The 12,221-nt window shown below is 55.1% G+C and carries 10 protein-coding genes; 2 read left to right on the forward strand and 8 right to left on the reverse strand.

Annotated features, from left to right (window positions below; translation table 11 throughout):
* Positions 1–5 precede the first annotated feature (5 nt).
* The 8 genes from hyaD to puuD form a co-directional block, all read right to left on the reverse strand.
* Positions 6–587: a hydrogenase 1 maturation protease gene (gene hyaD / locus OOJ59_RS00605; RefSeq protein WP_087856447.1), complete on the reverse strand. Its 582-nt coding sequence runs from the start codon at positions 585–587 to the stop codon at positions 6–8.
* Positions 584–1,318: a Ni/Fe-hydrogenase b-type cytochrome subunit gene (gene hyaC, locus OOJ59_RS00610; protein WP_150344711.1), complete on the reverse strand. Its 735-nt coding sequence runs from the start codon at positions 1,316–1,318 to the stop codon at positions 584–586. The genes hyaD and hyaC overlap by 4 nt, the downstream gene beginning before the upstream one ends.
* Positions 1,319–1,337: 19 nt before the next feature.
* Positions 1,338–3,131, reverse strand: coding sequence for a Ni/Fe-hydrogenase large subunit (hyaB, locus tag OOJ59_RS00615; RefSeq protein ID WP_160956122.1), 1,794 nt, complete (start codon positions 3,129–3,131; stop codon positions 1,338–1,340).
* Positions 3,128–4,255 (reverse strand): hydrogenase 1 small subunit, encoded by a 1,128-nt coding sequence (hyaA, locus tag OOJ59_RS00620; RefSeq protein WP_079225335.1) that lies wholly within the window; start codon positions 4,253–4,255, stop codon positions 3,128–3,130. The genes hyaB and hyaA overlap by 4 nt, the downstream gene beginning before the upstream one ends.
* A 208-nt stretch (positions 4,256–4,463) precedes the next feature.
* Positions 4,464–5,744, reverse strand: a complete 1,281-nt coding sequence (locus OOJ59_RS00625; RefSeq protein WP_038637921.1) for an NAD(P)/FAD-dependent oxidoreductase — start codon at positions 5,742–5,744, stop codon at positions 4,464–4,466.
* Between the two features lie 2 nt (positions 5,745–5,746).
* Complete coding sequence (gene puuC, locus OOJ59_RS00630; protein ID WP_038637924.1) at positions 5,747–7,234, reverse strand: aldehyde dehydrogenase PuuC; 1,488 nt, start codon at positions 7,232–7,234, stop codon at positions 5,747–5,749.
* A gap of 138 nt (positions 7,235–7,372) precedes the next feature.
* Positions 7,373–7,930 (reverse strand): HTH-type transcriptional regulator PuuR, encoded by a 558-nt coding sequence (gene puuR / locus OOJ59_RS00635; RefSeq protein WP_038637926.1) that lies wholly within the window; start codon positions 7,928–7,930, stop codon positions 7,373–7,375.
* A 25-nt stretch (positions 7,931–7,955) separates the two neighbouring features.
* Positions 7,956–8,720 carry a gamma-glutamyl-gamma-aminobutyrate hydrolase gene (puuD, locus tag OOJ59_RS00640; protein WP_003838709.1) on the reverse strand — a complete coding sequence of 255 codons (765 nt, stop codon included), beginning with the start codon at positions 8,718–8,720 and terminating at the stop codon, positions 7,956–7,958.
* 211 nt (positions 8,721–8,931) lie between these two features.
* Here puuD and OOJ59_RS00645 point away from each other — a divergent pair, with 211 nt between their 5' ends.
* Both OOJ59_RS00645 and OOJ59_RS00650 read left to right on the forward strand, forming a co-directional pair.
* Positions 8,932–10,350: a glutamine synthetase family protein gene (locus tag OOJ59_RS00645; RefSeq protein WP_085047687.1), complete on the forward strand. Its 1,419-nt coding sequence runs from the start codon at positions 8,932–8,934 to the stop codon at positions 10,348–10,350.
* Between the two features lie 343 nt (positions 10,351–10,693).
* Positions 10,694–12,082 (forward strand): APC family permease, encoded by a 1,389-nt coding sequence (locus OOJ59_RS00650; protein ID WP_038637934.1) that lies wholly within the window; start codon positions 10,694–10,696, stop codon positions 12,080–12,082.
* Positions 12,083–12,221 lie beyond the last annotated feature (139 nt).

Raw genomic sequence — 12,221 nt, forward strand, 5'->3', positions numbered from 1 at the left:
ATTGTTTATTCCTCCAGCGTCACGCGATACTGGCGAATACGCACGCCTTCATAGTTTTCCATCGACAGGCATTCATAGTTCAGGCAACGCGTTTCCTCGTTTCTCTGTGGCGCGATACCCCACGCGGCCAGCTGCGTAAGCGCGGCTTGTTCCGCTGTCGGGAGCTGAGTGCGTGCGATGTCGGTCAGGCTGCCGCCATAGTCGTCCAGTTGTACCGGCTGCAGTCCCACGAGAGCTATGTGCGCGGGGAGATGGCCGCGAATATCTGCCAGCGCCAGCACCTCGGAGAAGCTGTTCTGGTGCAGACTCATTTTTTTGGCGCTGAGGTAACTGGGGACTTTGTCACCGGCGTAGGTTTGCAGAGTGCCCGGCGCGAGTCCGTAGTCGATGGCGTCCAGCAGCAGCAAATGGCTGGCCTGTTCAACATAGCCCAGCAGATTCAGCCCCTGGGTGCCGCCATCGACAATCTCTACCCATTCTGGCCAGTGATAGTGGGCGTACAGGCGCTCCGCGAGGCGAATGCCAAACCCTTCGTCTGCCCACAGCAGGTTGCCCAAGCCCATCACGATGACGTTCGGTTCGCTCATGACGCCTCCTTGTCGCGCTGACGTTTGGCAAATTTGTGGCTACGATAGCCGTTGACCATGGTCGAGATGACGGTATCGTCGGACATGATGTCCTCGCGGATAGCCATGTACACATGACCTATGATGAAGGCGGCGATGAACCACATTCCTAGCCGGTGCCAGCTGTGAATATCGAGAGAGTTGCCGCCGGTCCAGTAGAAAAACTCCGTCACATAGCGGAAGGGAGTGAAGATGGCGTACTGGCTATGCTCGCTGTATAAGGCAAAACCGGTCAGGATCATAAAAACGGAGAGCAGGAAATAGCCAAACATCGCCGCCTGCGCAACGGGGTTATGTCCGATATCCTCCCCTGGTTTCTTTTCCAGAAACAGATACCAGCGTACTACCGAAAACGCCCCCTGCCACCAACTGCGACGCCAGACCGGCACAATAAACAACTCGTGTGAATAACGGTTACCGACAAAGGCCCAGTAAATGCGCATCAGCAGTATCACCGTGAACACCATGGCGGCGGCGAAATGTGCCAGCCGGATGTCGCCCATATAGAACAGATAGGTGGCCTCGCCGCTGACCGATGGCAGCGGTCGGCCAATAAAGTATCCGGTCACCATCAAAACCAACATGCAGCCTACCGTCAGCCAGTGCCACAAGCGAACAGGCGCTTCAAACACATAGTGGCTGACGGCGGTATCACGCGCCTCCCCGACGCGTGGGGATATCTTTCCAGTCATCGTTCCTTTTCCTCAACGCTTAGCGAATCTGGACTGCGATCAGTTCGCTGCCGTCGTCGCCAAGCACGTGGGTTGAACATGCCAGGCAGGGGTCGAAGCTGTGCAAGGTGCGCAGGATCTCCAGGGGTTGATCCGGTATCGCCATTTGGGTACCCATCAGCGCCGCCTCGTAAGCGCCAATTTGCCCCTTTGGATCGCGCGGGCTGGCATTCCAGGTGGTTGGCACCACGCACTGATACAGATCGATTTTCTGGTCGCGAATCGATGCCCAGTGGCCTAATGCCCCGCGCGGCGCCTCGGTAAAACCGATCCCGCGGCAGTGCTGCGGCCAGCTTTCTGGCTCCCATTTTTCGGTATTCGCCGTCGCCAGGTTGCCGTTTTTCAGGTTGGTCATCAGCTTGTCGAAGAAATATTGCAACTTGCTCACGGCCCACTGCGCTTCGTGCGCCCGGCACAGAATTCGGCCCAGTGTCGACTGCATGCCCGACAGCGGCAGTTTGAGGGCGGACATCATGCGATCCACGGATTCAATCGTCGCGGCATCCCCTTTGTGATAGGCAATCAGCGTGCGCGCCAACGGTCCAACCTCCATGGCGTGTCCCCGCCAGCGCGGGGCTTTAATCCACGAGTAACGTTCCTGCTCGTTAAGTTGCTGGATATTAATATCGCTGCCTTTCACATCGCCGGGGTTATACCAGGGTTCGGTAATGCCTTCGAAGGGGTGGCGGCCCAGCTGATCGTCCGGGTAACGGTACCAGGCATGATCGACAAACTCCTGAATTTGCTGCTGATCGGCGAGGTCCACAGGCAATACGTTGTTAAAATCACCGTTAATCACCGCGCCGCCAGGCATCAACAGGCTTTTGTCGCTGAAGTCGTTGGCGATATCCGGGAACGCGCCGTAGCTCAAAACGCATTTATCAGAAAGCCCGGTGCCAATCTGGCTCCAGGATTTATTGAACTGACCGATAGCCAGCGCGTCAGGCACCATCACATTGTTGATAAAGTCAGCGGTGCGGGTGATGATCGACTGCACCAGGTTCAGGCGTTCCATATCGACCGCGCCTACTGCGCCACTCTGATCGATATTGATAGCGCACGGCATACCGCCGACAATCCAGTTAGGATGGGGGTTTTTACCGCCAAACACCGTATGGATTTTGATAATCTCGCGCTGAAAATCGAGCGCTTCCAGATAGTGGGCAAAGCCCATCAGATTAGCCTCTGGCGATAGCTTGTACTGCGGATGGCCCCAATAACCGTTGCGGAAAATCCCCAACTGACCGCCTTCGACAAATTTCTTCAGCCGATTTTGGACGTCAAAGAAGTAGCCCGGTGAGGACATCGGCCAGGCAGAAAGACTCTGCGCCAGTTGCGATGTGGCGCGAGGATCTGCTTTCAGAGCATTCAGCACGTCAATCCAGTCCATTCCGGCTAACTGGTAAAAGTGCACCAGATGGTCGTGGCACCACAGCGTGGCCAGCATAATATTGCGAATGATGTTGGCATTGTCGGGCACCTTAATGCCAATGGCATCTTCAATGGCGTAGACAGAGGCAAGGGCATGTACACCGGTGCACACCCCGCAAATTCGTTCGACAAATGCCCATGCGTCGCGCGGGTCGCGACCCTGAAGAATGATCTCCAGTCCGCGGAACATGGTGCCGCAAGAAACCGCGTTGGTGATGATGTTCTGCTCATCAATGTTCACTTCACAACGCATATGACCTTCAATGCGCGTAATGGGATCCACAACCAGACGGCGACCGGCATTGTTTAAGGTATATCCCTGGGTTTGATATGAATGGCTCATGCCTGTTTATCCTCATTATCTGACGACTGCTGTCTGGCGTCGGCTAATTGCTGTTTGTGGCGGTTGTGTTGGTTGACGGCGCTGGCGACGGCGTGGACGCCGACGCCGGCAGCCACGACGCCAAGCGCGGTGAGGCCCACGGTATCGGCGGTGGAATGCGTTCCCATCTGTGGAATATCAACCACGCGGCTGTAGAACGAGCCGCGATCCCAGAAGCCGTTCTCTGAACATCCCAGACAACCGTGACCGGACTGGATGGGGAAGGAAACGCCGCCATTCCAGCGAGTGGTGGAGCAGGCGTTATAGGTGGTTGGCCCTTTACAGCCCATTTTGTACAGGCAATAGCCTTTGCGGGCGGCATCATCGTCCCAGCTTTCGACGAACTCCCCGGCGTCAAAGTGGGCGCGGCGGTAACATTTGTCATGAATACGCTGCCCGTAGAACATCAGCGGACGCCCCAGACGGTCGAGTTCAGGCAGTCTGTCAAACGTCACCATGTAGGTGATGATGGCGCTCATGACGTCCGGAATCGGCGGGCAGCCGGGCACTTTCACGATCGGCTTATCGGTGATCACTTTATCGATCGGGGTTGCCTGGGTGGGGTTAGGCCGGGCAGCCTGCACGCAGCCCCAGGAGGCACAGGTGCCCCAGGCGATGATCGCGCTGGCTCCGGCGGCGGCTCGTTTGAGTTTTTCCACAAAGGGTCTTCCGCCGCTAATGCAGAACATCCCTTGTTCACCCAGCGGAGGATTACCTTCGACGGCCAGAATGTAGCGGCCGTGGTACTGGCGCAGAATGTCTTCAAATACCTCTTCGGCCTGCGTTCCGGCGGCGGCCATCAGCGTGTCGTCGTAATCGAGGGAAATCAGAGAGAGGATGACGTCTTTGGCGAGTGGGTGCGAGGAGCGAATAAACGATTCGGTACAGCAGGTACATTCCAGCCCGTGGATCCAGACGACCGGGATCCGGGGTTTGTTCTCCAACGCCCAGGCTATTCGGGGCGTCATTCCAGCCCCTAATCCCAGCGATGTTGCGGCGAGGCTACAATATTTAAGAAAACTGCGTCGGCTCACTCCCTTCCGGCGCATCGCCTGATAAAAGGTCTCCTCATTATTCGTATTCATAACACGCGTTTCTTCCCCCGTTGAGTTCTGGCGCACGCCGCCAGCGATATCTAAAAAAGCGTATCCGATTAAAGGAGAGAAACAATGCGAAGAGTGTGGTTATGTCCTATAGCGATATATTCGTGACTGTTATCTGTTTTTCACCGACCGGGAATAAAAAAACGCACAGGGGAGACCGCCCTGTGCGTCGGGTTTATCGCGGAAGAACTTAAACCCCAAGGCGATCGCGTAAGCTGTAATAGGCCGCCCCCATGGCGGTAAACGGAATGCGCAGGCTGCGGCCTCCCGGGAATGGGTAGTGTGGCAGGTTGGCGAATGCGTCAAAGCGCTCGGCATCCCCGCGCAGCAGTTCGGAAATCAGGCGTCCAGCCAGATGGGTACAGGTCACGCCGTGACCGCTGTAACCCTGCATATAGTAAATATTGGTATCAAGGCGGCCGAACTGCGGCATGCGTGATAACGTCAACAGGAAATTACCGGTCCAGCGGTAATCAATTTTTACCCCCCGCAATTGCGGGAAGGTCTTCAGCAGATTCGGCATCACCAGGCGCTCAATATCGTTCGGATCGCGGGCGCCGTAGACCACGCCGCCGCCGTACAGCAGGCGGTTATCGCCGGTCAGACGGTAGTAATCCAGCAGGTAGTTGCAATCTTCCACACAGTAGTTTTTCGGGATCAGCGAACGCGCCATTTCAGCGGACAGCGGTTCGGTGGTTAACACCTGGGTGCCGCACGGCATGCTGCTTTTGGCCAGCGCAGGTTCCAGTTTATCGCCAAGGTAGGCGTTGCCCGCGACGATCACAAAGCGGGCTGTCACCTGACCTTTTTCCGTGCTGACCACCGCCGGGCTGGTGTGTTGAATACGGGTGACCGGCGACTGTTCGAAGATGCGTCCGCCGTTCAGACGAATGGCGTTAGCTTCGCCAATCGCCAGATTGAGCGGATGAATATGGCCACCGCTGTGGTCGAGCAGCGCGCCGACATAGCGATCGCTACTGACTTCGCGGCGAATTTCGCTGCTGTCTAACAGTTCAAGCTGTGTGTTGCCGTAGCGTTCCCAGTTCGACTTCTGCTCTTCCAGCGTTTCCATCTGCTTATGGTTCAGCGCCACAAACAGCCCGCCAGGACGATAATCGCAGTCAATCTGATAGCGTTTAATGCGTTCGCGAATGATGTCGCCGCCTTCAAACATCATGCTGCCGAGCATTTTGGCGGCATCCGGGCCGTAGCTGCGTTCGATAACATCAATATCGCGACTGTAAGAGTTAACCAACTGGCCGCCGTTGCGTCCGCTGGCCCCAAAACCAATACGTGCGGATTCCAGTAGCACCACGTCATAACCCATTTCCGCTAAATGCAGGGCGGAGGAGAGTCCGGTATAGCCGCCGCCCACGACACAGACATCACAGCTAACCGATTCGCTAAGGGTGGGAAACGGTTCGTACTGATTGGCGCTTGCGGCGTAATAACTGCTGGTATGTTCAGTCATGATTAAGGCTCCAGGGAGATCCAAATGGTTTTCAGTTCGCTAAATTTTTCCAGGGCATGCAGGGACTTATCGCGCCCGTTTCCGCTTTGCTTATAACCGCCGAACGGTACGGTCATATCACCGTCGTTGTAGTTATTCACGAAGACTGAACCGGCCTTCAGGCGACGACTCATGCGATGGGCGCGCGACAAATCGCGGGTCCAGACCGCGGCGCCCAGGCCGTAGTCGCTGTCGTTGGCCAGCGCCAGGGCTTCGGCTTCGCTGCTAAAACGGGTGATGACCAGTACCGGGCCGAAGATCTCATCGCGGCTGACGTGGGCTTGCGGCGCGGTATCGACAAAAATCGTCGGGCCGATAGCCGCCGGATGGACATGGCTGCGGCCATCCAGCGCCAGCGTGCCTTGCGTTTCACCGTCGCGAATAAAGGTGTCCACGGTGTCGGCATGCGCATTGTCGATAAGCGTGCCCATCGTGGTTTCAGGATCGAGCGGGTTGCCCGGCTGCCAGTTTTTCGCCTGCTCTTTCAACAGCGCGATAAATTCGTCGGCAATACTCTCTTCCAGCAGCAGACGCGTACCGGCGATACAGACCTGACCCTGGTTGTAGAAAATGCCTGCCGCGGCAGTGGCGGCGGCTTTCGCTAGATCCGGGCAGTCGGCAAACACGATGTTGGCGCTTTTACCGCCAGCTTCCAGCCACACGCGTTTCATGTTGCTGTCGCCAGCATCTTTAAGCAGTTGCTTGCCGGTGCGGGTTGAGCCAGTAAAAGTGATCACATCGACATCCGGATGTTGCGACAACGCCTGGCCCGCTTCATGACCATACCCGCTAACCACGCTGAGAACGCCATCGGGCAAACCCGCTTTTTTAGCCAGTGCCGCAAGACGTATGGCGGTCAGTGGGGACTTCTCCGAGGGTTTGAGGATCACGCTGTTACCGGCGGCCAGCGCGGGGCCAAGTTTCCAACAGGCCAGTAGCAGGGGAAAGTTCCACGGAACGATAGCCGCGATTACGCCCACCGGTTCGCGCACAATCAGCGCCAGATCGTTTACCGAGGTGGTGGCAACTTCGCCATAGACTTTATCAATAGCTTCGGCGTACCACCGGATGGCGCGCGCCGCGCCTGGAATATCATCACGCAGGCTATGGCGAATCGGTTTACCGGTGTCGAGCGTTTCCAGTAGCGCCAGCTCCTCGTGATGCTGCTCCATTAAATCTGCAAGCTTGTGGAGAACCGCCTTGCGCTCTGCGGGGGTTGCCTGCGACCAGTCACCGCGTTCAAAGACGGCGCGGGCTGCGGTGACCGCACGATCCACATCCGCTTTTTTGCCGCGGGCGACTTTGGCGAGTGGGCGCTGCCCGGCCGGATCCTGAGTAATAAAGGTTTCGTTATCGGCGGCGGCGCAATATTCGCCGTTAATAAATAAACGGGTTTCCGGCGAATAATGACTGGCTTTCTCACGCCAATATTTAAGGTTCTGAAAGTTCATAGCTACTCCTTTTATATCAATAAGATAAAGTTCGTTGCTGATCTTTTTCAGGCAAAATCAGGCTGCACGATGCCCCAGGGATTTACCCTGTTAATGCGCGTTATTTAAGAAGGCCTGAGAAACTCAGGCCGCTACTTATTAGAATGTGGTGGGAGTGTGGGCACTGATAATGCGGCAGATCCCTGCCGAGGTGTTGCTGAAGCTGTGTGGAATGCCGGTGTTAATGGCATAACTTTGCCCTGCAACAAGATGATACGTTTGACCGTTGATGGTTAAAACGACTTCACCTTCCAGTATTGTCCCAATCTCTTCACCCTGGTGTTTAATTCTCTCCCCGGTTGTCGTGCCTGGCTGATAGGTTTCAAACATCATTGCCAGCGTACGATTCGGATTTCCGTTGTGAACTAACTTCATGGATACTCCCTGACTCCCGATCTCAATCAAATCATCCTGATTGATAACCACCTGCGGTTCGTCAGGCTTTTCCGGTTCCGCGAAGAACTCGGAGAGCGACAGTCCATATACTTTCAATAGCTTTTGCAGCGTACTGATGGCAGGACTGACTTTGTCCTGCTCTATGGTACTGATGGCGCTATGCGTCAACCCAGACAGTTCGGCGGCACGACGTTGCGAAAGACCCAATTGCTGGCGGATCTCTGACAAACGTTTACCCGGCGCCAGGCCGTCATCGCTCATAATTGCATTTCCTTAACAGTAGTGGTCAGAGTCGCTGTTTTTCAGCGAGGTGGTTCTGACAAGCGGTGATAAAACCTTCAAGTAACAAACGCGACAGGGCGTATTCGCTACTGTTCCATTCCGGGTGCCACTGCACGCCGAGCGCGAAAGGATGGTCGTGAACGCTGGCCGCTTCCACTAATCCATCCTGCGATCGTGCTTCCACACGCAGCTGCGGGCCAAGCGTTTTTGCGCCCTGACCATGTAAGGAGTTAACCCAAAACGTGCTGCAACCTGGTATTAATTGCGACAGCAATCCTCCCTGTTGAACCTGGACTTCATGAGATGGGGCGTATTGCTGCTCCACCGGGAGTTCCGCATCTTCACGATGTTCCAGGAACTGTGAGTGATCGCACAGGCGACGATACAGAGTCCCGCCAGTGGCGACAACTAATTCCTGTAAGCCCCGGCAGATGGCGAAAATGGGAATGCGCCTTTCGAGCCCGGCGGTAATTAGCGCCATGCTCAGAAGATCACGCCCCGGATCGGCGTCAGACTCATCGCCATTTTCACCATAGAGGTGCGGTTGCACATTGCTTGGGCTTCCAGGCAGGAAGATACCATCCAGTTTTGGTAACAGCGCGTTCAGTAATTCTGGCTCCGCGAGCGCATGAGGTAACGCTATCGGTAATCCACCGGCATTCAAAACCGCATTCAGGTACTTTTCTTGCAGAGTCTGGGTCTCGTGACCCTTAAGCCTGTTCCTACACATCACTACACCAATAACTGGCTTGTCAAATATATTGCCCATGATCGACCTCACGTTTTGGAATAAATTATTGCCAAACGGTTCCTTGTTGTGCAATTCCGTTCATTATTTTCTCAATCTAGCAGCGTAATAACCTTCTAGCAAACTTAATTTAACATTTGACAAACAAATTGTTTGCATCCAGAGTCGAAGGGTGGACATTATATTTAACAGTCAAATCACAGAAAGCTTACCAGGCCAACGGCGGTGAATCATGGAAACCAATATCGTAGAAGTTGAGAATTTTGTTCAGCATTCTGAAGAGAGGCGAAGTAGCGCGTTTGCGCGCGAAGTGAAGCAATATCTGGAACGTTATCCCAACACGCAGTTTGTCGATGTGCTGTTAACCGACCTTAACGGTTGTTTTCGCGGTAAACGCATTCCCGTGTCGGGATTGTCTAAGTTAGAGAAGGGCTGTTATTTTCCCGCATCGGTGTTCGCGATGGACATTCTGGGCAATGTGGTGGAAGAGGCGGGATTAGGACAAGAACTTGGCGAACCGGACAGGACCTGTGTGCCGGTACTCGGAACGTTAACCCCTTCGGCCGCCGATCCGGAATTTATTGGCCAGATGATGCTGACAATGCTGGATGAAGATGGCGCTCCCTTTGACGTTGAGCCGCGGAACGTTCTCAACCGACTCTGGCAGAAAATGCGCCAGCGCGGTTTGTTCCCCGTCGTAGCGGTAGAGCTGGAGTTCTATTTACTCGATCGCAAGCGCGATCCCGAAGGTTATCTGCAGCCGCCATGCGCGCCGGGAACGGACGATCGTAATACCCAAAGTCAGGTTTACTCCGTTGATAACCTGAACCACTTTGCTGATGTGCTGAACGATATCGACGAACTGGCCCGTCTGCAGTTGATCCCGGCCGACGGTGCGGTGGCCGAAGCATCTCCTGGTCAGTTTGAAATCAATCTCATCCATACCGATAACGTACTCGACGCATGTGACGATGCGCTGGCGCTGAAGCGCCTGGTGCGGCTGGTGGCGGAGAAACATAAGATGCATGCCACCTTTATGGCAAAGCCCTATGAGGAGCATGCCGGTAGCGGGATGCATATCCACATCAGCATTATGAATAACAAAGGCGAGAACGTGCTGGCCGATGCGAATGGCGATGATTCCGCGTTACTTAAGCGTGCGCTTGCCGGGATGATTGATCTGATGCCCGCGTCGATGGCGCTGCTGGCGCCAAATGTGAACTCTTATCGTCGCTTCCAGCCGGGGATGTACGTCCCTACCCAGGCTTCCTGGGGGCATAACAACCGTACTGTGGCGCTGCGCATTCCCTGCGGCGATCGTGATAATCATCGGGTTGAATACCGTGTGGCGGGGGCTGATGCCAACCCTTATCTGGTGATGTCGACCATTCTGGCCGGGATCCTCCATGGTCTGGATAACGAGCTGCCGTTACAGGAAGAGGTGGAAGGCAACGGACTGGAGCAGGAAGGTTTGCCGTTCCCGATCCGTCAGAGTGATGCGCTGTGGGAGTTTATGCAAAACGACAGTCTGCGTGAATTATTGGGGGAGCGTTTTAGCCACGTGTATCACGCCTGTAAAAACGATGAATTAATCCAGTTTGAACGTCTTATCACCGACACTGAAATTGAGTGGATGTTGAAAAACGCCTGACCGTCGAACAGGTCATTTAAAAAGAAGTCGCATCATGCGGGCTGAGCGGAGCCAGCCCGTAAAAATTGCAGGAATACCTGCCATTTCCCGGATGTCGCGTAATGGAGCGCGGGCGACAACGGGTCTTCAGATAACCGACAGAGTTTGTGACGAGGAAATGTGATGATGCCAGTGTTTAAAAACCAGCCCCGCGTGAGCATCCATGGCTCCCGCAGTAAGTACGGACCACACCTTTGCCGTACGACATTGACGCCTTACTTTTGGAGATCCGCCCCGACACGACTCAGGTTTGCGTTACCAACGTTTCGAACGCAGACCTGGACTCGTTGCGGGGAGGATCGCTATGTCGACTAATTCTCCTGTGGACGTTGCAGCCCAGCCGGGCAAAACACAACTGCGAAAATCCCTGAAACTGTGGCAGGTGGTGGTGATGGGGTTGGCCTATCTCACGCCGATGACGGTGTTTGACACCTTTGGGATTGTTTCGGGCGTCAGCAATGGCCATGTTCCGGCCTCCTATCTGCTGGCCCTGGCGGGGGTGCTGTTCACCGCCATCAGTTACGGTAAGCTGGTACGCCAGTTTCCGCAGGCCGGTTCGGCCTACACCTATGCGCAAAAAGCCATCAATCCGCACGTGGGGTTTATGGTTGGCTGGTCGTCGCTGCTTGACTACCTTTTCCTGCCGATGATTAACGTCCTGCTGGCGAAAATTTACCTCTCCGCGCTGTTCCCGGAGGTTGCGCCATGGATTTGGGTGGTGATGTTCGTGGCGATCCTCACCGCGGCCAATTTGAAAAGCGTTAATCTGGTGGCGAACTTCAATGCGCTGTTTGTGCTGGTGCAGGTGGCGATAATCGCCGTGTTTATCTTCCTCGTGGTACAGGGACTGCATAAAGGCGAGGGGGTCGGCACCGTCTGGTCGCTGCAACCATTTATTAGCCAGAATGCACATTTGATCCCAATAATCACCGGGGCGACCATCGTCTGCTTCTCGTTCCTCGGCTTTGATGCGGTGACGACGCTTTCTGAAGAGACGCCGGATGCGGCGCGTACCATCCCGAAAGCTATTTTCCTCACCGCCCTGTACGGTGGGTTGATCTTCATTGCCGCTTCGTTCTTTATGCAGCTGTTTTTCCCGGATATTAGCCGCTTTAAAGACCCGGATGCGGCGCTGCCGGAGATTGCGCTGTATGTCGGCGGCAAACTGTTCCAGTCCATTTTCCTGTGTACGACTTTTGTGAATACGCTGGCGTCAGGCCTGGCGTCACATGCCAGTGTATCTCGTTTGCTGTACGTGATGGGCCGGGATAACGTCTTCCCGGAGAAGTACTTCGGTTATGTTCATCCGAAATGGCGCACCCCTGCGCTAAACGTCATTATGGTCGGCATTGTGGCGCTGTCGGCGCTGTTTTTTGACCTGGTGACCGCCACTGCGTTGATTAACTTTGGTGCGCTGGTGGCCTTTACGTTCGTCAATTTGTCGGTGTTTAACCACTTCTGGCGGCGTGAAGGACGTAAACATACCTGGCAGGAGAAATTGCACTATCTGGTATTGCCAATGGTTGGCGCCGCCACGGTTGCCGTACTGTGGGTCAATCTGGAGGTGACATCGCTGACGCTGGGACTGGTATGGGCCGGGTTAGGGTTGGTGTATCTCGCCTGGCTGACCGGACGTTTTCGTAAGCCGCCGCCGCAGTTTGACGCGGCGAAAACTGAGCGGGCCTGGGAGTAATGGAAGCGGAATCAACAATAGCTTTCGGCTGAATTGGGCTAAAAATAAAATACGCTATGCCGCGGCAGACAGTTGCGGCATAGCTGCTTTAATTAATGTACAGCTTGCATTAGGCAATAAAAAAACCGGCACGGGAGCC

The organism is Citrobacter sp. W9 (assembly GCF_026719375.1).
Lineage (GTDB): Bacteria > Pseudomonadota > Gammaproteobacteria > Enterobacterales > Enterobacteriaceae > Citrobacter > Citrobacter werkmanii.